Consider the following 21,247-nt stretch of genomic DNA (forward strand, 5'->3'; position numbering starts at 1 on the left):
TTCTATGATCGGGCCTCCCGGCGCAGGCGCAGAGCGGCCAGCACGTAGTCCCCACCGGTCACGACCGTCACGATGAGCGCCGCGCCCATCAGCCAGACGCCGACGATGTCGAACGGCTCGGGCACCGGCCACAGGTACCAGGCGATGGCGGCGATCTGCAGGGCCGTCTTGAGCTTGCCGCCCCGGCTGGCCGGGATGATGCCGTACCGGATCACCCAGAACCGCAGCGCCGTGATGCCCCACTCGCGGATGAGGATGAGCAGCGTGACCCACCACGGGAGCCGGTCGTAGACGGAGAGCAGGACCAGCGCCGTACCGGTCAGGGCCTTGTCGGCGATCGGATCGGCGATCTTGCCGAACGAGGTGACCAGCGACCAGCGCCGGGCGATCCACCCGTCCACGAAGTCGGTCGCCGAGGCCACGCAGAAGACCAGGCAGGCGGCGATCCGCTGACCGGTGCCGGTCAGGTCGGAGGCGACGACGATGGCCACGAAGACCGGTACGAGCACGATCCGGACGACCGTCAGGATGTTCGCCGGGTTGTAGAGCGACACCACCCGCGGCGCGGCCGCCGGAACCGGCTCGTCGGTCACCGCTGTGACACCGGCGCCGCGGAGATCATCTCGACCGGCACGGCCACGAGGTCGACGCCCTCGGTGCCGGTCACCCGGGCACGCACGAAGTCGCCGGGCTTGAGCGCGGCCAGGTCGACCCCCTCGTCGCCGGCGACCAGGGTGGTGGAGCCGTCGACCTCAGGCGCCTGGTGCTCGGCGCGGCCCTCGACCTCGCCGTCCACGATCGCGTCGACCAGCACCTCGACGGTCGAGCCCAGGCGTTCCTCGGCTCGCTGGTTGCACAGCTCGTCGGCCAGGGTGAGCAGCCGGTCGTACCGCCGCTTGATGGTGTCTTCCTTGACCTTGATCTTGTCGTCGAAGGCGGCCGCCTCGGTGCCGTCCTCGTCGCTGTAGTCGAAGACGCCGATCGCGTCGAGCCGGGCCTCGGTGAGGAAGCGAACCAGCTCGTCGACGTCTTTCTTGGTCTCGCCGGGGAAACCGACGATGAAGTTGCTGCGGGCGCCGGCCTCGGGCGCGAGCTTGCGGGCCGCGGCCAGCAGGTCGAGGAATTTCTCGGTGGAGCCGAAACGGCGCATGCGGCGCAGCACCGGCTCGCTCGAGTGCTGGAACGAGAGGTCGTAGTAGGGCGCGACGCCCGGCGTCGTGGCGATCACCTCGACCAGGCCGGGGCGGGTCTCGGCGGGCTGGAGGTAGCTCGCGCGGACCCGGACGATGCCGTCGACCGCGGCCAGCTGCGGCAGAAGCTTCTCGAGGGCGCGGGGGTCGCCCAGGTCTTTCCCGTACGACGTGCTGTTCTCACTCACCAGCACCAGCTCGCGCACGCCGGACTTGGCCAGCCACTCCGCCTCGGCCAGCAGCTCCTGCGGGTCACGGGAGACGAAGGCGCCGCGGAAAGCCGGGATGGCGCAGAACGAGCACCGGCGGTCGCAGCCGCTGGCCAGCTTGAGACTGGCCACCGGGCCGCTGTCGAGCCGGCGGCGCAGCACCTTGCGCAGGTGAGCCGGGGTGTGCTCGTCGACGGTGGCGTGACCGGGGACGACCACCTTGGCCGACTGGCGCTGCACCGGCGTGATCGGCAGCAGCTCGCGGCGGTCGCGCGGGGTGTGCGCGTCGAAGCGCTCACCGGCGAGCACGCCGTCGAGGCGGGCCGCGATGTCGGTGTAGTCGTCGAAGCCGAGCACGGCCTGGGCCTCGGGCAGGCTTTCAGCCAGCTCGCGCCCGTACCGCTCGGCCATGCAGCCGGCGGCCACCACCTTGGCCCCGGTGTCCGCCGCGGCGAGCAGCGTCTCGATGGAGTCCTGCTTGGCTTTCTCGACGAAGCCGCACGTGTTGACGAGCACCACGTCGGCGCCGTCGGCGTCCGTGCTGATCTCCCAGCCGCCGGCATCGAGGCGCGCGGCCAGCTCTTCCGAGTCGACCTCGTTACGGGCACATCCGAGGGTGAGCAGGGCGACACGGCGGGAGGGGGAAGGAGTTACCGACACCCGACAAGGTTACCGGGCGCCCGGGCGCTCCGGTCGGCCCCACTTTCGTTCACCTGGCGTTAACCCTGCGTTCACCCGGCGACCGTACCCCCCAGCACCATGCCTAAAGCCCAAAAGCCCACGCCACAGGCCGAAGCACTGCTCCTCGCGGCCCTCGTCGTGCTCGCCGTCGTCATCCGCTGGGTGTCGCTGCCCGAGATGACGAACGACATGAACATCTTCCGCCAGTGGCACAACCAGCTCGGCCGGGCCGGCGGCTGGCGTGGCATCGGCACCGAGATCGGCAACTACAACGCGCCGTTCATCTACCTCCTGGCGATCGCGTACTACCTGCCGGGGCCGCTCATCTTCAAGGTCAAGGCCCTGTGGATCGTCTTCGACGTCATCCTGGCCTTCTTCACCTACAAGACGGTCGCCCTGCGCTGGCCGGGCAGCCGCCGGGCCGTCGCGGCGGCGCTGGTGATGGTGCTGCTGCCCACCGTGGCCATCAACGCGTCCTTCTACGGGCAGATGGACGCCGCGTGGGCCGGCGCCGCCCTGGGCGGCGTCTACTTCCTGCTGCGCGGCAAACCCTGGTGGGGTGTCGCCCTCTGCGGGGTGGCGGTCGCGATCAAGCCGCAGGGCGTCTTCATCCTGCCTCTGGTCCTGCTGCTGGTGATGTCCGGGCGCATTCCCTGGCGTACGCTCCTGGCCGCACCCGCCGCCTTCCTGGTCCTCGATCTCCCGGCGATCGCGTTCGGCCGCAACCCGATCGAGCTGCTCACGATCTACGACATGGGCCGGCAGGCGCGCAACGTACCCGCGCTGAGCCTGCGGGCCCCCAACGTCTTCGCGTTCATTCCGGCCACGACGCGCGAGGACACCGTACGGATGCTGGGGTATCTGTTCTGTGCGGCCCTGGTCGTGGGAGTCGTCTACGTCCTGGTCGCCAAGGCCGCCGCGATGACACCGGAGCGGGTGGTGACGGCGGCGGCGCTGTTCTCGATCCTGGTTCCGTTCGCGCTGCCGGGCATGCACGAGCGCTACTTCTACCTGGCCGACGTGATGACGCTGGTGCTGGCCGTCTACCGCCCGCGCCTCTGGTACGTGCCCCTGCTGGTGCAGGCGAGCTCCCTGTTGTCGTACGAGCCCTATCTGTTCGGCCGCAACCCGCTGATGCTCCCCGACGTGATCCCGGCCGCCCTGATGCTGGCCGCCCTGATCATCGTCGGCTACCGCCTGCTCAGCGAGGCCTTCGTACGAGAAGAAGAAGTAGAGAATTTTGAACTGACCGCAACGCACGTCGAATTTCGCCCGCCGATGACTCGGGCGCCGAAAATGGTCAGCGAAGCGAGGCCATTTTCGGTGTCCAAATCATCGGCCTCTTAGGGCGAAATTCCCGCCGAGCGGAGCGAGGCCGGCCAGCTCAGTCCAGGCGCAGGGAGGCCAGAGCTTCCTCGAGCTCGTCCGGCTTGATCAGGACGTCGCGGGCCTTGCTGCCCTCGGACGGGCCCACGATCCCGCGGGTCTCCATGAGGTCCATGAGGCGGCCGGCCTTGGCGAAACCGACCCGCAGCTTGCGCTGAAGCATCGAGGTCGACCCGAACTGCGAGGTCACGACCAGCTCGATGGCCTGGATCAGCAGCTCCAGGTCGTCGCCGATCTCCTCGTCGATCTGCTTCTTCTTGCTGACCGGGGCCTCGGTGACGTCCTCGCGGAACTCCGGCTCGCGCTGGTCCTTGCAGAACTTGACGACGTCGTGGATCTCTTTCTCGTCGACCCACGCGCCCTGGATGCGGACCGGCTTCGACGCGCCCATCGGCAGGAAGAGACCGTCACCGCGGCCGAGCAGTTTCTCCGCGCCCGGCTGGTCGAGGATGACCCGGCTGTCGGCCAGCGACGACGTGGCGAAGGCGAGCCGGGACGGCACGTTCGCCTTGATCAGGCCGGTGACCACGTCGACCGAGGGCCGCTGGGTGGCCAGCACCAGGTGGATGCCGGCGGCCCGGGCGAGCTGGGTGATGCGGACGACCGAGTCCTCGACGTCGCGCGGGGCGACCATCATCAGGTCGGCCAGCTCGTCGATGATCACCAGGAGATAGGGGTACGGCTTCATCACGCGCTCGCTGCCCGGCGGTGCCGTGATCTCGCCGCTGCGCACCTTGCGGTTGAAGTCGTCGATGTGGCGCACGCCGTTCGCCGCGAGGTCGTCGTAGCGCATGTCCATCTCGCGCACGACCCACTCGAGGGCGTCGGCCGCCTTCTTCGGGTTCGTGATGATCGGCGTGACGAGGTGCGGGATTCCCTCGTACGCGGTCATCTCCACCCGCTTGGGGTCGACCAGCAGAAGCCGTACCTCGTCCGGCGTCGACCGGGTCAGCAGCGACACCAGCAGCGAGTTGAGGCACGAGCTCTTGCCCGCACCGGTGGCGCCGGCGATCAGGATGTGCGGCATCTTGGCCAGGTTGGCCACCACGAAGCCGCCCTCGATGTCCTTGCCCAGGGCGACCAGCATCGGGTGATGGTCGGCGGTGGCGGCCCGCGAGCGCAGCACGTCGCCCAGCGACACGTTCTCGGGGTCGGTGTTCGGGATCTCGACACCGACCGCGCTCTTGCCGGGGATCGGGCTCAGGATGCGCACATCGGGCGACTTGACCGCGTACGCGATGTTGCGCGACAGCTGCGTGATCCGCTCGACCTTGACGCCCGGGCCGACCTCGACCTCGTACCGCGTGACCGTCGGGCCGCGGGTGAAGCCGGTGACCACGGCGTCGACGTTGAACTGCTCGAAGACCCCGGTAAGCGCGGCCATGATCTCGTCGTTGGCCCGGCTGCGTGACTTGGCCGGCGCGCCCTTGCCCAGCAGCGACGGCGGCGGCAGGCGGTAGTCGCCCTCGACCGAGGTGATCTCGAGCTGCTCGGCCCGGGTCGGCGGGTCGGGGGTGTGCTCCGGCGGCTCCGGCTTCTTGCGGCTGGCCGGCACCTTGGGCACCACGATCGTGTCGTGCAGCAGGAAGTCGTCCTCCTGCACCTCCGGCTCGTCGGCCGGGTCGGCCAGGCCGATGTCGGCCAGCGAGCCCTGCCGGCGGCGGGAGGGGCGGCGCTTCTTCGGCGCCTCCTCGGCCGGCTCCTCGTCGTCGTCGAGCTCGGGCAGGTCGGGCGTGGGCAGCGGGTCGCGCGCGGTCGAACGGCCGGTCAGGATGTCGACCAGCAGCATCATCCGCTCCGGGATCTTGTTGATCGGCGTCGCCGTGATCACCAGAAGACCGAAGACGAAGAGCAGGACCAGCAGCGGTACGGCGACCCAGGCGGTCACCGCCCGCTCGAGCAGGGCGCCGAACGCGAAGCCGAGCAGGCCACCCGCGCGGGAGATCGTGACGTCGTCGCTCGGATGCTCGGAGATGTGCAGCAGGGCGGCGGTCGCGATGATGATCGCGCTCCAGCCGACCAGCGAACGGCCCCGGTGCTCGGGGTCGGCCGGCTGGCGCATCAGCCGGACAGCGCCGTAGAGCAGCAGCAACGGCAGCAGCACGGCGAGTCCGCCGAAGAACAGGTGCACCGAGTCGGCCAGCCAGCGGCCGACCGGGCCGGCGCCGTTGGCCCAGACCGCGACGCTGATCAGGATCGCCAGGCCCAGCATGAGCAGGCCGGCGCCGTCGCGGCGATGCTCCGGGTCGATGTCCTTGGCGGTGGCGGCCTGCCGGCCGACACCGCGGGCGGCCCAGCCGACACCGTGCGCGGCGCCCATCCAGAGCGCGCCCAGACCCCGGCCGAGGCCGGTGGCGATGGCCGCGCCCAGCGTGGGACGGGCGCGGGCCGCCGTCCGGGCCCGCGCGGCGGCGGGGCGGGTCGACTTGCGGGCCGGTTGGCGGGCGGGCTGCTTGGCCGGCTGCCGCGCCGCCGGTTGCCGGGCACGGCTGGTCGCGGCGCCGCGCGACGTGGACGCGGCGCGACCCCGGCTCGCCGGAGAGGAGCGGCCCGCCATGGTCACACCGTAACGCCGCGACGCTCATGAATCCCGGAGGCGCACCGGGACGAACTAAGATCGACAAGTGCAGCCGCTCACCCAAGAAATGATCACCGCCGCCCTCGACGAGCGCGGCTTCACCTACTTCACCGACGCCGACGGCGACATCGGCGGTAACTTCCAGGGCAACCTGATCTACTTCTTCCGCATCGGCGAGCAGCAGGAGATGATCCAGATCAGGGCCATGGTGCGGCACGTCTTCGGCATGGAGGACGTGGTACGCCTCTACGAGTTCTGCAACGCCTGGAACCACGACCAGCTCTGGCCGAAGGCGTACGTGCACATCTCGGACGACGGCACCGTGAACGTGGTCGGCGAGGTCATCGCCGACTGGGAGCGCGGGGTGACCCCCGAACAGCTCGACCAGGTCGTGATCTGCGGCATCGCCACGGGCTGCCAGCTGGCCGACGCCGTCGGCGCCCTCCGCGAAACCAGCGACTGAGACACAAAAAAGAGCCGGAGGAGCCGAACGGCTCCTCCGGCATCGGTGCGATCCGCCGAACCCGGCAGGGTGGGTGGCGGCGCGCGCTTACGGGGTGCTGAACCCGAGCGTGTAGTCGCCGGCGCCCGCGGAGGCCGCGACGACGTACCGGTAGGTGCCGGAACGCCCGTTGAAGGTCAGCGACTTCACCTCGTCGCCGGTGGCCGTGGCGACCGTGCGGAAGCCCCGGTTGGTCAGCCGCTGGAGCACCAGGTCGAAGTCGGTGCCGTCGGCCGCGCTCAGGCACGCCGTCTGCCGGCCCGCGTTCGCTCGGAACGCCCCGCCGTTGGGCTGGGCCTGTGCCGTGCGCTCCCGGAGCGTGCCGCTGCGCTGGACCGCCTGGTCCGCACACGCGCCCGCCGCCTCGGCCGGCGGAGCCTCCGGGGCCTCGGCGCCGCCGCCGCTCGTGACCAGGGTCAGGTTCTCCGCCGCCAGGATCTCGTTCACCGGCTGGAAGAACGTCTCGCCGCCGACCGTGCAGTCGCCGGAGCCGCCCGAGGTGAGGCCCTGGGCCTGGTCGCCGGAGAGCCACGGGCCGCCGGAGTCGCCGCCCTCGGCGCAGACGTCGGTGCGGGTCAGGCCGGTGACCGCGCCCTCCGGGTAGACCACCGTCTGGTTCTTGGCCAGGATCGTGCCGCAGCGGGTGCCCGTGGTCGAGCCCGAGCGGCAGACCGCCGCCCCGACCGGGGCCTCGGCGTTGCCGGCCACCGGGAGCTCGTTGCCCTCGAAGTCGTTCACCACCGCGCGCGGCGTCCAGTTGCCGTTCACCTCGACGAAGCCCATGTCGGCGTCGCCGGGGAAGGTGGAGGCCCGTACCGTGCCCTGCGCCTGCTGGTTGAAGCCGGTCGTGGTGTCGCCGACCGCGCCGCAGTGCCCGGCCGTCACGAAGCCGCCCTCGACCGAGAAGCCGATCGAGCAGCGGGCCGTGCCGCCGTCGACGGCGATGAAGTACGGGTCGGCGCCGCGTACGTCGAAGAGGGGTTTCGGCTTGGCCGTGCTGGTGATCACCCGGTAGGTGCCGGACCCGACGCCGGCCGCCCGGGCCAGCTTCTTCGCGGCCGCCTGGGCGCCGGGCTGGGCCACCACGACCAGCTTGTTCGTGGCGACGTCCACGTACCAGCCGGTCAGGCCGTTCGCACTGGCGTCGGCGTTGTCCAGCTTCTCCTTGGCCGTGACCAGGGCCTGTTCGCTCCGCTCGACCAGCACCGGCTCGGCCCCGGCCTTGCGGACCGCGGCCTCGGCCGCCTTGTCGGTCACCGCCACCTTGAGGGTGGTGCCGTCGGTCGCGAGCCAGGCGCCGCCGAAGTCGGAGCCGGTCTGGGCGGCCAGCCGCGCCGAGACCTTGCTCGCCCAGTTCGACCGCTGCAGGCGAGCCGTCGCCTGGTCACCGCTCAGGCCGAGGTCGCGCCGCATGGCCTCGAGGATCCGGGCCGTGCCGCCGCTCTTGGCCGCGGGTTTGTCGCCGGACGGCGTGGTGCCGGCCATGGAGGGCAGGGTGAAGGCCACCGCTGCCCCGGCTGCCACCACGACCGCCGCCGCCACGGCGATCCGTCTGCGCTGCATCTTGAGGAACTCCCCTCGCCAGCGGTGCCGTGGGGGCGGCACCGGTGACTTGAGGTACGGACGAGCGCAGCGAAAGGTTGAAAAACGCCTCAGACTTCCACGACCGTTGGCACGATCATCGGCCGGCGACGGTACGCGTCGTTCACCCATCGGCCGACCGTGCGCCGCACGACCTGCTGCAGCTGGTGGGTGTCGGTGATGCCGTCCTCGGCCGAGCGGTGCAGGGCCGCGGTCAGCAGCGGGATGACCGGGTTGAAGGCGTCCGGGTCCTCGGAGAAGCCCTTGGCCGAGATGTTGGGTTCGCCGACGACCTTGCCGGTCACCGAGTCGATCACCACGGTGGCCGAGATGAAGCCGCCGTCGCCGAGGATCCGCCGCTCGGTGAGCAGCGACTCGCTGACGTCGCCGACCGCCAGGCCGTCCACGTACACGTACCTGTTCTTGACCCGGCCCACGTGACGGGCGTGGCCCTCGACGAGGTCGACCACGTCGCCGTCCTCGCAGAGCACCACCCGGTCGGGGGCCACCCCGGTCTCGATGCCGAGCTGGGCGTGGGCGCGCAGGTGACGCCACTCGCCGTGCACCGGCATCAGGTTGCTGGGGCGTACCACGTTCAGCAGGTAGCGCAGCTCACCGGCCGGGGCGTGGCCGGAGACGTGCACCTTGGCCGTCTCTTTGTGCACGACCGTGGCGCCGGCCCGGGACAGCTGGTTGATCACCCGGTAGACCGAGGTCTCGTTGCCCGGCACCAGTGAGCTGGCCAGCACCACGGTGTCGCCGGGGGCGATCGTGATGTGCCGGTGGTCGCCGGTCGACATGCGGCCGAGCGCGCTCATCGGCTCGCCCTGCGAGCCGGTCGACATGAAGACGATCTCGTCGCCGGGCAGGTGGGTCGCCTCGTCCAGGCTGACCAGCAGGCCGTCCGGGATGTTGAGCAGGCCCAGGTCGCGGGCGATGCCCATGTTGCGCACCATCGAGCGGCCGATCAGCGCGACCTTGCGGTCGTACTCCCAGGCGGCGTCCATGACCTGCTGGACGCGGTGCACGTGGGAGGCGAAGCTGGCCACGATGATGCGGCCCTTGGCCTTGCCGAAGATGGCGCTGAGCACCGGGCCGATGTCGCGCTCGGGGGCCACGAAGCCGGGCACCTCGGCGTTCGTCGAGTCGGAGAGCAGCAGGTCGACGCCCTCGGCGCCGAGGCGGGCGAAGCCGGCCAGGTCGGTGATGCGGCCGTCGAGCGGCACCTGGTCCATCTTGAAGTCGCCGGTGTGCAGGATCAGGCCGGCCGGCGTGCGCACGGCCACCGCCAGCGCGTCCGGAATGGAGTGGTTGACCGCGAAGAACTCGCAGTCGAACGGCCCCAGCCGCTCGGTCTGGCCCTCGCGCACGGTCAGCGTGTACGGGTCCAGGCGCCGCTCGGCCAGCTTGGCCTCGACCAGCGCGAGCGTGAACTCCGAGCCGACCAGCGGGATGTCCGCCTTGTGGGCGAGCAGGTAGGGCACGGCCCCGATGTGGTCCTCGTGGCCGTGGGTGAGCACGATGGCCTGAATGTCGTCGAGCCGGTCCAGGATCGGCGTGAAGTCGGGCAGGATCAGATCGACGCCCGGTTGCTCCACGTCGGGGAAGAGCACACCGCAGTCGATGACCAGCAGCTTGCCGTCGAACTCCAGGACCGTCATGTTGCGGCCGATCGCGCCGAGCCCGCCGAGCGGGATGACGCGCAGGGCGCCCTCCGGCAGCGGCGGTGGCGTGTCCAGCTCCTCGTGCGCTTGACTCATTCGCTTGTTTCTATCTCTCTTCTACGGGCTCTTCTACAGGCCGATGCCGGCCGCGGCGGCATCCGTACGCAGCTGGGCCAACTCCTCGGCGGTCGCCTCGACCAGCGGCGAGCGGACCGGGCCGGCCGGGCGGCCCGACGCGTTGAGGCCCGCCTTGACCAGCATGGTCCCCGGCGCCCGGAAGATGCCGGTGAACAGCGGCATCGCCCGGCGGTGCAGGGCGAGGGCGGCGGCGTTGTCGCCGCGCTCGAACGCCTCGATCATGTCCTTGGCGAGAACGCCGGTGAAGTGGGTCGACGTGCCGACCAGGCCGACCCCGCCGATCGACAGCAGCGGCAGGGTGGCGGCGTCGTCACCCGAGTAGTAGGCCAGGTCGGTGCGGCTGAGCACCCAGGAGGAAGCGGTCAGATCGCCCTTGGCGTCCTTGACCGCCACGATCCGCTCGTGCTCGGCGACGCGGCACATCGTCTCGGTGGCGATCGCCGTGCCGGCCCGGTGCGGGATGTCGTAGACCATGATCGGCAGGCCGACCGCGTCGGCCACGGTCAGGAAGTGCTGAGCGACGCCGGCCTGCGGCGGCTTGTTGTAGTACGGCGTCACGACCAGCAGGCCGTGGGCGCCGGCCTTCTCCGCCGCGTGCGCCAACTCGATCGTGTGGGCCGTGTTGTTGGTGCCCACTCCGGCGACGATCCGGGCCCGGTCACCGACCGCGTCGACGACGGCGCGGAGAAGAGTCTCCTTCTCGGTGTCGGTCGTCGTCGGGGACTCGCCCGTGGTGCCGCTGACGACGAGCGCGTCGTTGCGCTGCTCGTCGACGAGGTAGGTGGCCAGTTTCGCCGCGCCCTCGACGTCGAGGGAGCCGTCCGGGGCGAACGGGGTGACCATGGCGGTCAGGAGCCGTCCGAAGGGTCGCGGGTCGTGCGTCATACCCACCAACCTATCGGACTCCCCGCTCAGACGTAGAGCGCGGTGAACGGGGCCCAGGGCAGGTTGCGCAGCACGCTCCAGACGGCCCACACCGCGACAAAAGTGATCAGGACCGCCGGGCTCGGGGTGAGCTGCGGAAGCTTCCAGTTGAACAGCCTTTTCCCGGCCCAGGCCACATACATGTACAGCAGGAAGGGCACGGCGAAGGTGAAGATCGCGTGGTGCCGGGCCGCGGCCGGAAGATCTCCGTGAAGCAGGTACCACGCGGCGCGGGTGCCGCCGCAGCCCGGGCAGACGAACCCGGTCGTGTATTTGAGCAGGCAGGTCGGCGGCTCACCGGCGGCGGCCTCGGCGGGATGGGTGGCCAAGGTGTAGCCGACCGCACCGCCCATGCAGGCCAGAAGGGCGAACGGCGCGGCCCAGACGGGTGACCTCGTCCAGACCCGCTGCACGAAGCGGGTGACCCGGTCCGGCCGCGGCTGGGCGTAGTAGTCGAGCCACTCGGGCGGCACCGGGGGACCCTGCACCGGCTGTTGGTCCAGCGCGCTCATGGCCGTCACGGTACACCTTTGAGCGCCGCGGCCAGCGGGCCCGCGAAGTCGCCCCGCTCGGGTGCCGCGACGCGCTCGAGGCCCAGCCAGCCGGCCAGCCGGTGCAGCTCGGCGGCGAGAGCGGCCGCGGTCTCCTCCTGGTCGGCGCCGGGCTCGAGCCAGGCCGCCGGGACCAGCAGCTCCCCCGCCTTGCGGTCGGCTTTGAGGTCGACCCGGGCCACCAGTTCGTCGCCGAGCAGGAAAGGCAGCACGTAGTAGCCGTAGAGCCGCTGCGCGGCCGGCACGTAGATCTCGATCCGGTAGTTCATGCCGAACAGCCGCTCGGTGCGGTTGCGCTCCCACACCAGCGGATCGAACGGGCTGATCAGCGTCGCGGCCGTGACCCGCCGCGGCAGCTTGGCCTCGTGATGCAGATAGACCGGGCCCTTCCAGCCCTTGACCTGGACCGGCAGCAGCACCCGGTCCTCGATGAGCTCGGCCACGGCCTGCTTGAAGCCGGCGACCGGAAGCCGGAAGTAGTCGCGCAGCTCGGCCTCCGCCCCCACTCCCACCGACCGCGCGGACAGCTCGACCAGGGCCCGGAAGGCGTCCTGCGGATGGGGCGTGGGCGCGTTGAGCACCGCGTACGGCAGCACGCGCTCGGGCAGGTCGTAGCGCCGGGCGAACGAGGTGGTGCGCTCGGCCGCGGTCACCTGGCCGGTGTAGAACAACCACTCCAGCGCTTGCTTGACCGACGACCAGTTCCATCCCCAGTGGTCGGTCCGCCGCGGCTCATCGTGCTCGATCTCCGCCGCGGTGATCGGGCCGCGGTCGCGGACGACGCCCAGCACCCGCTCGATCAGCTCGGGTCGCTCGCGGGCCATGCGGACCATGCCACCCCACGCGTAGTCGACGGCGCCCTCCATCCGCCACCGGAACAGCGGCTGGAGATCGGTCGTGACCAGCGACGCCTCATGACCCCAGTACTCGAACAGCTCGCGCGGCTTGCGGTAGGCCGCCCGCTCGAGCAGTTCGACCGGATAGGGGCCCAGGCGGCTGTACAGCGGCATGAAATGCGCCCGCTGAAGAACGTTCACCGAGTCCATCTGGATGAGGTGGACCCGGCGCAGCACCCGCCGCAGGTGGCGCATGTCGGTGGCGCCGCCGGGCCTGGCGTCGGTGAAGCCTTGGGCCGCCAGCGCGATGCGCCGGGCCTGCGCCACGGAGAGAGTCTCGGGAAGTGCCACGACGCGAACGGTAGACGAGGGGTGTGACAAAAATCCGCCTCGGTAGGCTGCCCGGCATGGCAATCGGCTTCGTCCGTCCCGCGCGCCCCGGCGACGCCCCCGAGATCGCCCGGGTCCAGCTCACCACGTGGCGCACCGCGTACCGGCGGATGTTCCCGGCACACGTACTGGCCAACCTGGACCTCGACTATCTGACCCGCGGCTGGCAGGCCGCGATCGAGGAGCCGCCCTCGGCGAGACACCGGGTGCTCATCGCGGTCGAGCAGAGCGACACCGCGACCCAGGTGGTCGGCTTCGCCGCCGCCGGTCCGGCCGACGAGCAGGCCCTCGCCCCGGAGGAGCCGCCGCTGGGTGAGACGACGGCCGCCGTCACCGACCTGCTGGTCGAGCCGCGCTGGGGCCGCCGGGGCCACGGCAGCCGCCTGCTCAGCGCCGCTGTCACCCACTGGCGCGACGACGGCTTCGAGCGCGCGGTGGCCTGGGCCTATGAGCAGGACGAGGCCATGCGGAAGTTCCTGGCCTCGGCCGGCTGGGAGCCCGACGGCGCCGGCCGGGCCCTCGACGTGGACGACATGCTCGTCCCCCAGGTGCGGCTGCACGTCGCGGTCGCGGAAGAATAGAAGGGTGACCGCGACCTTCGTCTACGACGGCGACTGCTCCTTCTGCACGACGTGCGCCGAGTTCATCGAGCGCCGCATCCCCACCCACGCCCGGGTGATCCCCTGGCAGTTCGCCGACCTCGACCAGCTCGGGCTCACCACCGAGGAGTGCGAGGAAGCGGTCCAGTGGGTCGGCCCGGACGGCGAGCGCGCCTCGGGCCCGGACGCGATCGCCCTGATGCTGCGCGACGCCGGCCGCCTCTGGCAGGTCGCCGGCGGCGCTCTGCAGATCGGCCCGGTCCGCCTGGCCGCCTGGCCGGCCTACCGCTGGGTCGCCGAGCATCGCCACCTTCTGCCCGGCGGGACGGCGGCCTGCTCCCTCCCGCAGGCCCAGCGCGATCTTCTTTACGGCAAGACCGCAGAGGTACGGGATTAGCGAAAGGCGCCGCTTCCACAGCCGCGCTGATCCGGTGGTCACCCCCTCTGCCGCCGGTGCCGGGCTGTCCTGCCACGAAAGCTTCTGTAACATCCCCTTGCTTCGATACGTAACGGGGAGGAAGTAACGCATGCGAGGGAAGATGGCAGCCGGCGTTCTCGTGGCGCTGGCCCTGCTGATCCCGGCGGCTCCGGCGATGGCTCAGGCCGCGACGCCCGTGCTCGGCGCGGATTGCCAGACGGTCGAGCCCAAGGTGTTCAAGGACATCCGCCCGCTCCTGACCATCGATGTGGACACCGCCAACGAGGCTGAGGTCCGGCGGCTGGCCTATCAGATCCTGGCCGCGACCGAGGGCCAGTCGCTGCCGGTTCTGCCTCCCGCGCTGGAGGAGAGGCTGAAGGGCACCTCGGAGGACCTGCGGGCCTTCCTCAAGAAGGGCTGGCAGGCGGCCTGGACGGCGGATCTGCGGATCTCGATCGGCCGGACCATGACGGACGCGGGTCCCAACGTGCGACAAGCCGCGAACAAGGTGCTCGACGGCGAGTCGTACGACGACTACCTGACTTACCTGAACGAGGGCGTGTACGCCGCACGGGCGCTCGACTGCGCGTCCAAACCCACACCCACGCCGACCGTGACGCCGACCGTCACCCCCAGCGCCACGACGACCGCCTCGCCGGTTCCCACGTCCTCCACCAGTTCGAGCAGCGCCCCCGGCACCACTCCGGCCGCCGGCTCGGGCGACACCGGCGGTGCGGGTGGCGGCCTGCCCGTGACCGGCTCCGCCACCGGCCTCGTGGCCGCCGTCGGGGGCGTGCTCCTGCTGCTCGGCGCGGCCGGCTACGTCATCGGCCGCCGGCGCCGTTCCCGCTTCGTGGCCTAACCGGCCCGTCGCGCCCGGCTCGGTGAGAGCCGGGCCGGGCGCGGAGAGCGGCGGCGTACCCACTCGATCGGGCGGACCTTCTCCAGCGGCAGGAAGCTCGCCATCGCGGCCAGGTGCGGCGCGAACGAGATGGTGATCATCGAGAACGTCATCACGTGGAACGAGTAGAAGAAGGCGACGCCCCAGTTCCGCCACTTCTGCGGTATCACCCAGATCAGCGGGCTGAGCAGCTCGAACAGGATGATCCCGAACTGGGCGGCGATCAGCAGGCCGGGCACCACCGCGATGTGGTCGGCCAGCCAGGTGCCGCGGCGGATGATGGCCTGGGCCAGCACGGCGCTGGTCAGCCAGTCGATGCCGCCGAAGCGGAGCTTCGCCAGGGCGGCCAGGAAGTACGTGCAGATCACCGCGATCTGGGTGACCCGCAGCGCCCAGCCGGCCCTCTCCGACAGCGAGAGGTCGCCGTGGCGGGCGCGGCCGACCGTGGGCAGGACGGCCAGGGCGACGAGCAGGCCGACGCGGTCGTGGTCGACCTTGCCGTAGCTCATCGCGATGATCATCCACTCGAAGTACAGGGCGAAGACCGCCCAGCCGAGCGCGCGCGGAGCGCGGCCGGTGGCGGCGGCCACGGCCAGCACGAGCAGGGCCCAGAACACCGTCCAGACGAGCAGCGGCGTCGGCGTCGGCAGGTGCAGGATCCGGCCGACCAGCAGCGGCTGGTAGAGGTCGCCGGGAGTGTTGGCGTGCGAGCGCACCCACGGCGTGAAGACGGTCAGGTCCAGGGCCACGAAGGCGTAGACCAGCGTGCGGAAGGCGGCGACCCGGCCGAGCGGCACGGGAGCGAAGAGCCACCTCATGGGCGCGTCCATTCGGCGACGACCTCGTCGCGGTAGTCGCCGGTGGGCCGGGCGTGCTCGATGCCGTGCCAGCGGATCACGATCTTGACGGTACGCAGCGGCGCGGCGCCCGGCGAGTGCGACGCGTAGGCGTCGGCGATCTGGCTGAGGCGGGCCGGATCCGACTCGTATGCGGACTGCTGCCCCTCGATCTCGGCCCGCCGGATGCCGCTGTTGCCCTCGGTGATCGCAACCGTCCGCCCGGCCGTGTCGACGCCCTCGACCCGGGTGTCCTTGGCGTCCCCGTTGGGATCGGGCGCCGTGGAGTACATCCGGAACGGGCCGAACGGAAAGTCGTCGTCGACGCCCCAGAACGTGCCGGCGAGCAGCAGCGCCCCGGCGACCAGGGTGGCGACGACCCGCACACGACGGCCCCGCACGGTCAGCTCATTCGCAGCCATCGGCTCAGTCCAGAAAGCTGTCGAGACCCACTGTCAGGCCGGGACGAGACAGGATTTTCCGTACGCCGAGCAGGACGCCGGGCATGAACGAGACCCGGTCGAGCGAGTCGTGCCGGATGGTCAGGGTCTCGCCCAGGCTGCCGAACAGGACCTCCTGGTGGGCCACGAGCCCGGCCGCGCGGATCGCGTGGACCCGTACCCCGTCGAGGTCGGCCCCGCGGGCGCCCGGCACCTCCTCCTTGGTCGCGTCCGGCATCGGGCCCCGACCGGCCTCGGCGCGCGCGGAGGCGATCAGCTTGGCCGTGTGCGTGGCCGTGCCGCTCGGCGCGTCCAGCTTGCGCGGGTGGTGCTGCTCGATGATCTCGGCCGAGTCGAAGTAGCGGGCCGCCTTGGCCGCGAACTGCATCATCAGGACCGCGCCGATGCCGAAGTTCGGGGCGATCAGCACACCGGCCGACGGCCGGCCGGCCAGCCAGGAGCGGATCTGCTCGTGCCGCTGGTCGGTGAAGCCGCTGGTGCCGACCACGAAGCTCTTGCCCCGCTCGAGGCCCCAGCGCAGGTTGTCCATCACCGCGCCGGGATTGGTCAGGTCGACGAGCACCTGGGCGTTCGCGGCGGCCTCGAGGTCGTCGCCGCGGCCGAGCGCCGCCACCAGCTCGAGGTCGGCCGCCGCCTCGACGGCCTTGACGGCCTCGGAGCCCATGCGGCCCTTGGCGCCGAGGACGCCCACACGGATCGGTTCAGTCACGGCGTCAATTTAGCCCGGTTGCGCCACCAGCGTTCCAGCAGTCCCACGACCAGGAACGTCAGCGCGACGTAGATCCAGCCGACCAGCACGTCGATCACGTAGTGCTCGCCGGTGTAGACCAGCGTGAAGGTCATCGCCAGCGGGTAGGCGAACAGCAGCGGCCACCAGCGCTTGCGGACCATCGGCAGGAAGAAGGCGACCGCCATCATCGCGTACGCGGTGTGCAGGGAAGGCATCGCCGCGACCGGGTTGGACTGCTCGACCTGCAGCGCGTTGAGAGTGTTGCCGGCGCCGTGCAGGCCCAGCACCTCCAGGCCGCGGAGCGAGAAGCGCACGACGTGCTCGGGGATGTAGTGGTACTGAGAGGCCCACCAGGGCGGCGCCGCCGGATAGAGGAAGTACGTGATCAGGCCGGCCATGCTGAGGAAGATCCACCGGCGCATGAACCGGTACGAGAGTTTGCGGCTGCGTACCCACAGAATGACCGCGACCGTGGGCACGGCCAGGAAGTGCGAGATGTAGACCAGGCTGGTCACCACCTCCCACCACGGCACGTGGTCCTTCGTGTAGAGGTGTTCCTGGAGCCAGACGGTGGGGATGTGGCCGCCGAACAGCGCCTTGTCCGCGTCGATCATGGGGTAGACGTGCGGATCGAAGAGCTTGTCGGCCGAGCCGCGCGACACGTTGTAGAAGACCAGCAGCAACACGACCGGCAGCCAGTCGCGCAGGAACAGCAGGTGCTCACGCCACGGCAGGTAGTTGCGCCAGGCGATGGTGGCCAGCCAGAGCCAGCCGAACGCGAGGAGCACGTCGCTGGTGGGCACGCCCACCAGGGTCACGAAGACGGCGAAGGCCGCCGCCCAGATCAACATGCCGATGACCCGGCGGCGGCGCTGCTCCGGGGTGATCTCGGGCGAGGGCGGCGGCTTCTCCAGCGTTGTCACGGGGCCCAAGGTTAGCGACCGGAGAAGTCGGCCTCGTCGAACGGCCCCACCACGGCCAGCGACATCGGCTGGGCCAGCAGGCCGGCCGCGATCGCGTTGACCTCGTCGGCGGTGACCGCGTCGACCCGGCCGAGCAGCTCGTCGACCGACATCAGATCGCCGTACAGCAGCTCCGACTTGGCCAGCCGGCTCATCCGCGAGCCGGTGTCCTCCAGGCCCAGCACGAAGGCGCCCTTGACCATGCCCTTGCCGCGGGCGATCTCCTCGGCGTCGACCCCCTTGGCCGACACCCGCTCCAGCTCGGCCCGGGTCAGGTCGAGAACCTCCTCGACCTTGCCGGGCGCGCAGCCGGCGTAGACGCCGAACAGGCCGGCGTCGGCGTACTGGCTGGCGTACGAGTAGACCGAGTAGGCCAGGCCCCGTTTCTCGCGGATCTCCTGGAAGAGGCGGCTGGACATGCCGCCGCCGAGGACGTTGTTGAGCACGCCCAGGGCGAAGCGGCGCTCGTCGCGGCGGCCGATGCCGACGCCGCCGAGGACCACGTGCGCCTGCTCGGTGTCCCGGTTGCGGACGACCGTGTGCGGGCGCTGGGTGGGCACGCGCTTCGACCCCGTACGCGGTCCGGCCGGATCGGCCGTTCCGGTGTCCAGCGCCGTGCCGGCCAGGGCCTTGCGCACGAGCCGGACGACGGTGGCGTGGTCGAGGTTGCCGGCCGCCGCGATCACGATGTTCGGCGGCGTGTAGCGGCGCTTGTAGAAGCTGTTGATCTGGTTGCGGGTCATCGGGGTGATCGATTCCTCGGTCCCCGAGATCAGCCGGCCCAGCGGGTGGTCGCCGAAGATCGCCTCGGTGAAGACGTCGTGCACCTCGTCGCCGGGCTCGTCCTCATGCATGGCGATCTCTTCGAGGATCACGCCGCGCTCGGTCTCCACGTCGGCCGGGTCGATGATCGAGTCGGCCACGGCGTCGCACATCACGTCCACCGCGAGCGCCAGATCGGCGTCGAGCACCCGTGCGTAGTAGCACGTGTACTCCTTCGTGGTGAAGGCGTTGGTCTCGCCGCCGACGGCCTCGATCTCGGCCGAGATCTGCAGCGCCGTGCGCTTGTGGGTGCCCTTGAAGAGCAGGTGCTCGAGGAAGTGGGAGGCGCCGGACATGCCCGGCGTCTCGTCACGCGAGCCGATGCCCACCCAGACGCCGAGCGAGGCGCTCCGGGTCGTGGGAATCGCTTCGGTGACGATGCGCAGACCACTGGGCAGGACGGTCCTCTTGACGCCGTCCTGCAGGGTCTTGGTAGTAACGCGGGCCGGCCTTCCGGCCGGCCCGCGGTTGTTGCTCGTTGTCACTGGTGATTACTCGCGGCGCTCGCCGCGGTCGCCACCGGAGCGCTGACGGCGACGGCGGGGCTCGCCACCACCCTCGCCACCACGGTCACCGCGCGGCTCACGCGGCGGACGGCTCTCGCGCTCGCCCGAACCCGACGCGGCGGGAGCGGCCGCGGGGGCCTCCTCGCCCTCGGGGCGGACCTTGTCCAGGTAGATCTTGCCGCGGGCGTCGATGTCCGCGATGGACACCTCGACCTTGTCGCCGACGTTGAGGAAGTCCTCGACCTTCTCGACCCGCTTGCCGTCGCCCACCTTGGAGATGTGCAGCAGGCCGTCGCGGCCCGGCAGCAGCGAGATGAACGCGCCGAACGCGGCCGTCTTCACCACGGTGCCGAGGAACTTGTCGCCGACCTTCGGCAGCGTCGGGTTGGCGATCGCGTTGATCCGCTCGACCGCGGCGTCGGCCGACGGGCCGTTGGTGGCGCCCACGTAGATCGTGCCGTCGTCCTCGATCGAGATGTCGGCGCCGGTCTCGTCCTGGATCGCGTTGATCGTCTGGCCCTTGGGGCCGATGACCATGCCGATCTTGTCGACCGGGATCTTCACCGAGGTGACCCGCGGCGCGTACTCCGACATCTCGGCCGGAGCGTTGATCGCCTGCTCCATGACCCCGAGGATCGTGGCGCGAGCCTCGTGGGCCTGCTGCAGAGCGCCGGCCAGCACGTCCGACGGGATGCCGTCGAGCTTGGTGTCCAGCTGCAGGGCGGTGACGAACTCGCTCGTACCGGCGACCTTGAAGTCCATGTCGCCGAACGCGTCCTCGGCGCCCAGGATGTCGGTCAGCGCGACGTACTGCGTCTTGCCGTCGACCTCGTCCGAGATCAGGCCCATCGCGATGCCGGCGACCGGCGCCTTCAGCGGCACACCGGCGCTGAGCAGCGACAGCGTCGAGGCGCAGACCGAGCCCATCGAGGTCGAGCCGTTCGAGCCCAGAGCCTCGGAGACCTGCCGGATCGCGTACGGGAACTCCTCACGCGTCGGCAGCACGGGCACCAGGGCCCGCTCGGCCAGCGCGCCGTGGCCGATCTCGCGGCGCTTCGGCGAACCCACCCGGCCGGTCTCACCGGTCGAGTAGGGCGGGAAGTTGTAGTTGTGCATGTAGCGCTTGGACTTCTCCGGCGCCAGGGTGTCCAGCGCCTGCTCCATGCGGAGCATGTTCAGCGTGGTCACGCCCAGGATCTGGGTCTCGCCGCGCTCGAACAGGGCCGAGCCGTGCACGCGGGGCAGCACACCGATCTGGGCCGACAGCGGACGGATGTCGCGCGGGCCACGGCCGTCGATGCGGACCTGGTCGCGCAGCACGCGCTGGCGCACCTCGGACTTGGTGACCGAGCGGAAGGCCGCGCTGATCTCCTTCTCGCGGCCCTCGAAGCGCTCGTCGAGAAGCTCGTGCGCCTTGGCCTTGACCAGGTCGAGAGCCTCCTCGCGCTCCTGCTTGGCGGCGATCTTGAGCGCCTCGGCGGTCTCGGCGCGGACGGCCTCGACCACAGCGGTGTAGACGTCGTCCTGGTAGTCCAGGAACACCGGGAACTCGACGGCCGGCTTCGAGGCGATCTCGGCCAGCTCGCTCTGCGCGCGGCACAGCTCGCGGATGGCCGGCTTGGCGGCCTCGAGACCGCTCGCCACGACCTCCTCGGTCGGGGCGGTGGCGCCACCGGCGATCAGCTTGACCGCGTTCGGCGTGGCCTCGGCCTCGACCATCATGATGGCGACGTCACCGTCGGCCAGGACGCGACCGGCGACCACCATGTCGAAGGTGGCCCGCTCGAGCTCCTCGATGGTCGGGAAGGCGACCCACTGGCCGTCGATGTGCGCGACCCGGGTCGAGCCGATCGGGCCGCTGAAGGGCAGGCCGGACAGCTTGGTCGACAGCGAGGCGCCGTTCATGGCGACCACGTCGTACGGGTGGGCCGGGTCGAGGGCCAGCACGGTCTCGACGACCTGGACCTCGTTGCGCAGGCCCTTGGTGAACGAGGGGCGCAGCGGACGGTCGATCAGGCGGCAGGTGAGGATCGCGTCCTCGCTCGGGCGGCCCTCACGGCGGAAGAACGAGCCGGGGATACGGCCCGCGGCGTACATCCGCTCCTCGACGTCGACGGTCAGCGGGAAGAAGTCGAAGTGCTCCTTCGGCTGCTTGCTGGCCGTGGTCGCGGACAGGACGGTGGTGTCGCCCAGCTGGACGATGACCGAGCCGGCGGCCTGCTTGGCCAGCCGGCCGGTGGAGAAAGTCACCTCGCGGGTGCCGAACGACCCGTTGTCGATGACGGCGGTGCGAGATTCGGTGCCGAGAGCGTTCTGCTCTGTCATGTGGTGCGGTACTCCTTCGTCGAGGACCCGGCGGTCTACACAGCGCGGTTGACTTCA

19 protein-coding genes are annotated in these 21,247 nt (G+C 70.7%); 5 read left to right on the forward strand and 14 right to left on the reverse strand.

The window, feature by feature from the left end; all coding sequences use genetic code 11:
- Nucleotides 1-2 precede the first annotated feature (2 nt).
- Nucleotides 3-593: a CDP-diacylglycerol--glycerol-3-phosphate 3-phosphatidyltransferase gene (gene pgsA, locus AB0C26_RS05240; protein ID WP_360241791.1), complete on the reverse strand. Its 591-nt coding sequence runs from the start codon at nucleotides 591-593 to the stop codon at nucleotides 3-5.
- A complete protein-coding gene (gene rimO / locus AB0C26_RS05245; RefSeq protein WP_360241794.1) occupies nucleotides 590-2,059 on the reverse strand; it encodes a 30S ribosomal protein S12 methylthiotransferase RimO in 1,470 nt (489 codons plus the stop codon). Before rimO ends, pgsA begins: the two co-directional genes overlap by 4 nt.
- A 99-nt stretch (nucleotides 2,060-2,158) precedes the next feature.
- Here rimO and AB0C26_RS05250 point away from each other — a divergent pair, with 99 nt between their 5' ends.
- Nucleotides 2,159-3,427 (forward strand): glycosyltransferase 87 family protein, encoded by a 1,269-nt coding sequence (locus AB0C26_RS05250; RefSeq protein ID WP_360241797.1) that lies wholly within the window; start codon nucleotides 2,159-2,161, stop codon nucleotides 3,425-3,427.
- 37 nt (nucleotides 3,428-3,464) lie between these two features.
- Here the strand turns inward: AB0C26_RS05250 and AB0C26_RS05255 are convergent, their stop codons facing one another.
- The gene (locus AB0C26_RS05255) at nucleotides 3,465-6,023 is read right to left on the reverse strand and encodes a DNA translocase FtsK 4TM domain-containing protein (protein WP_360241800.1); all 2,559 of its coding nucleotides are present in this window, start codon (nucleotides 6,021-6,023) and stop codon (nucleotides 3,465-3,467) included.
- Nucleotides 6,024-6,111: 88 nt separating this feature from the next.
- Here AB0C26_RS05255 and AB0C26_RS05260 point away from each other — a divergent pair, with 88 nt between their 5' ends.
- Nucleotides 6,112-6,507: a YbjN domain-containing protein gene (locus AB0C26_RS05260; protein ID WP_360243540.1), complete on the forward strand. Its 396-nt coding sequence runs from the start codon at nucleotides 6,112-6,114 to the stop codon at nucleotides 6,505-6,507.
- An 87-nt stretch (nucleotides 6,508-6,594) separates the two neighbouring features.
- Here AB0C26_RS05260 and AB0C26_RS05265 read toward each other — a convergent pair whose 3' ends face one another.
- From AB0C26_RS05265 to AB0C26_RS05285, 5 genes are all read right to left on the reverse strand, one after another.
- Nucleotides 6,595-8,109, reverse strand: coding sequence for a S1 family peptidase (locus tag AB0C26_RS05265; RefSeq protein ID WP_360241803.1), 1,515 nt, complete (start codon nucleotides 8,107-8,109; stop codon nucleotides 6,595-6,597).
- 89 nt (nucleotides 8,110-8,198) lie between these two features.
- Nucleotides 8,199-9,887, reverse strand: a complete 1,689-nt coding sequence (locus AB0C26_RS05270; RefSeq protein WP_360241806.1) for a ribonuclease J — start codon at nucleotides 9,885-9,887, stop codon at nucleotides 8,199-8,201.
- A 33-nt stretch (nucleotides 9,888-9,920) separates the two neighbouring features.
- Complete coding sequence (gene dapA, locus AB0C26_RS05275) at nucleotides 9,921-10,814, reverse strand: 4-hydroxy-tetrahydrodipicolinate synthase (protein WP_360241809.1); 894 nt, start codon at nucleotides 10,812-10,814, stop codon at nucleotides 9,921-9,923.
- A gap of 26 nt (nucleotides 10,815-10,840) precedes the next feature.
- Nucleotides 10,841-11,365: a DUF2752 domain-containing protein gene (locus AB0C26_RS05280; RefSeq protein WP_360241812.1), complete on the reverse strand. Its 525-nt coding sequence runs from the start codon at nucleotides 11,363-11,365 to the stop codon at nucleotides 10,841-10,843.
- Between the two features lie 5 nt (nucleotides 11,366-11,370).
- A complete protein-coding gene (locus tag AB0C26_RS05285; RefSeq protein WP_360241815.1) occupies nucleotides 11,371-12,591 on the reverse strand; it encodes a DNA glycosylase AlkZ-like family protein in 1,221 nt (406 codons plus the stop codon).
- Nucleotides 12,592-12,647: 56 nt separating this feature from the next.
- Between AB0C26_RS05285 and AB0C26_RS05290 the strand changes: the two genes are divergently transcribed.
- The 3 genes from AB0C26_RS05290 to AB0C26_RS05300 all read left to right on the forward strand — a co-directional run bounded on the left by AB0C26_RS05290 (nucleotide 12,648) and on the right by AB0C26_RS05300 (nucleotide 14,509).
- Nucleotides 12,648-13,211 carry a GNAT family N-acetyltransferase gene (locus AB0C26_RS05290; protein WP_360241818.1) on the forward strand — a complete coding sequence of 188 codons (564 nt, stop codon included), beginning with the start codon at nucleotides 12,648-12,650 and terminating at the stop codon, nucleotides 13,209-13,211.
- Nucleotides 13,212-13,215: 4 nt separating this feature from the next.
- On the forward strand, nucleotides 13,216-13,626 hold the full coding sequence (locus AB0C26_RS05295; RefSeq protein WP_360241820.1) for a DUF393 domain-containing protein: 411 nt from the start codon (nucleotides 13,216-13,218) through the stop codon (nucleotides 13,624-13,626).
- Nucleotides 13,627-13,756: 130 nt separating this feature from the next.
- Nucleotides 13,757-14,509, forward strand: a complete 753-nt coding sequence (locus tag AB0C26_RS05300) for an LPXTG cell wall anchor domain-containing protein (protein ID WP_360241823.1) — start codon at nucleotides 13,757-13,759, stop codon at nucleotides 14,507-14,509.
- Here AB0C26_RS05300 and AB0C26_RS05305 read toward each other — a convergent pair.
- The 6 genes from AB0C26_RS05305 to AB0C26_RS05330 all read right to left on the reverse strand — a co-directional run bounded on the left by AB0C26_RS05305 (nucleotide 14,506) and on the right by AB0C26_RS05330 (nucleotide 21,190).
- Entirely contained in the window at nucleotides 14,506-15,366 is an 861-nt protein-coding gene (locus tag AB0C26_RS05305; RefSeq protein ID WP_360241826.1) for an MFS transporter permease, read from the reverse strand. The two genes, AB0C26_RS05300 and AB0C26_RS05305, sit on opposite strands and share 4 nt — an antisense overlap.
- Entirely contained in the window at nucleotides 15,363-15,806 is a 444-nt protein-coding gene (locus tag AB0C26_RS05310; RefSeq protein ID WP_360241829.1) for a hypothetical protein, read from the reverse strand. Before AB0C26_RS05310 ends, AB0C26_RS05305 begins: the two co-directional genes overlap by 4 nt.
- Before the next feature lie 4 nt (nucleotides 15,807-15,810).
- Nucleotides 15,811-16,509 carry a 4-hydroxy-tetrahydrodipicolinate reductase gene (gene dapB, locus AB0C26_RS05315; protein WP_360243543.1) on the reverse strand — a complete coding sequence of 233 codons (699 nt, stop codon included), beginning with the start codon at nucleotides 16,507-16,509 and terminating at the stop codon, nucleotides 15,811-15,813.
- 41 nt (nucleotides 16,510-16,550) lie between these two features.
- On the reverse strand, nucleotides 16,551-17,426 hold the full coding sequence (locus AB0C26_RS05320) for a phosphatase PAP2 family protein (RefSeq protein ID WP_360243546.1): 876 nt from the start codon (nucleotides 17,424-17,426) through the stop codon (nucleotides 16,551-16,553).
- 83 nt (nucleotides 17,427-17,509) lie between these two features.
- On the reverse strand, nucleotides 17,510-18,784 hold the full coding sequence (locus tag AB0C26_RS05325) for a pitrilysin family protein (protein ID WP_360243549.1): 1,275 nt from the start codon (nucleotides 18,782-18,784) through the stop codon (nucleotides 17,510-17,512).
- 66 nt (nucleotides 18,785-18,850) lie between these two features.
- The gene (locus AB0C26_RS05330) at nucleotides 18,851-21,190 is read right to left on the reverse strand and encodes a polyribonucleotide nucleotidyltransferase (protein ID WP_360241831.1); all 2,340 of its coding nucleotides are present in this window, start codon (nucleotides 21,188-21,190) and stop codon (nucleotides 18,851-18,853) included.
- Nucleotides 21,191-21,247 lie beyond the last annotated feature (57 nt).

Source organism: Actinoplanes sp. NPDC048796 (genome assembly GCF_040650035.1).
Lineage (GTDB): Bacteria > Actinomycetota > Actinomycetes > Mycobacteriales > Micromonosporaceae > Actinoplanes.

Excerpts from the sequence above, each read along its gene's own strand:
- AB0C26_RS05305 (WP_360241826.1), bottom strand. The coding sequence starts at position 15,366 with ATGAGGTGGCTCTTCGCTCCCGTGCCGCTCGGCCGGGTCGCCGCCTTC.
- AB0C26_RS05255 (WP_360241800.1), bottom strand. The coding sequence starts at position 6,023 with ATGGCGGGCCGCTCCTCTCCGGCGAGCCGGGGTCGCGCCGCGTCCACG.
- AB0C26_RS05290 (WP_360241818.1), top strand. The coding sequence starts at position 12,648 with ATGGCAATCGGCTTCGTCCGTCCCGCGCGCCCCGGCGACGCCCCCGAG.
- AB0C26_RS05270 (WP_360241806.1), bottom strand. The coding sequence starts at position 9,887 with ATGAGTCAAGCGCACGAGGAGCTGGACACGCCACCGCCGCTGCCGGAG.
- dapB (WP_360243543.1), bottom strand. The coding sequence starts at position 16,509 with ATGGGCTCCGAGGCCGTCAAGGCCGTCGAGGCGGCGGCCGACCTCGAG.
- AB0C26_RS05260 (WP_360243540.1), top strand. The coding sequence starts at position 6,112 with ATGATCACCGCCGCCCTCGACGAGCGCGGCTTCACCTACTTCACCGAC.
- dapA (WP_360241809.1), bottom strand. The coding sequence starts at position 10,814 with ATGACGCACGACCCGCGACCCTTCGGACGGCTCCTGACCGCCATGGTC.
- AB0C26_RS05300 (WP_360241823.1), top strand. The coding sequence starts at position 13,757 with ATGCGAGGGAAGATGGCAGCCGGCGTTCTCGTGGCGCTGGCCCTGCTG.
- AB0C26_RS05265 (WP_360241803.1), bottom strand. The coding sequence starts at position 8,109 with ATGCAGCGCAGACGGATCGCCGTGGCGGCGGCGGTCGTGGTGGCAGCC.
- AB0C26_RS05330 (WP_360241831.1), bottom strand. The coding sequence starts at position 21,190 with ATGACAGAGCAGAACGCTCTCGGCACCGAATCTCGCACCGCCGTCATC.
- AB0C26_RS05250 (WP_360241797.1), top strand. The coding sequence starts at position 2,159 with ATGCCTAAAGCCCAAAAGCCCACGCCACAGGCCGAAGCACTGCTCCTC.
- AB0C26_RS05320 (WP_360243546.1), bottom strand. The coding sequence starts at position 17,426 with ATGTTGATCTGGGCGGCGGCCTTCGCCGTCTTCGTGACCCTGGTGGGC.
- AB0C26_RS05280 (WP_360241812.1), bottom strand. The coding sequence starts at position 11,365 with ATGAGCGCGCTGGACCAACAGCCGGTGCAGGGTCCCCCGGTGCCGCCC.
- AB0C26_RS05310 (WP_360241829.1), bottom strand. The coding sequence starts at position 15,806 with ATGGCTGCGAATGAGCTGACCGTGCGGGGCCGTCGTGTGCGGGTCGTC.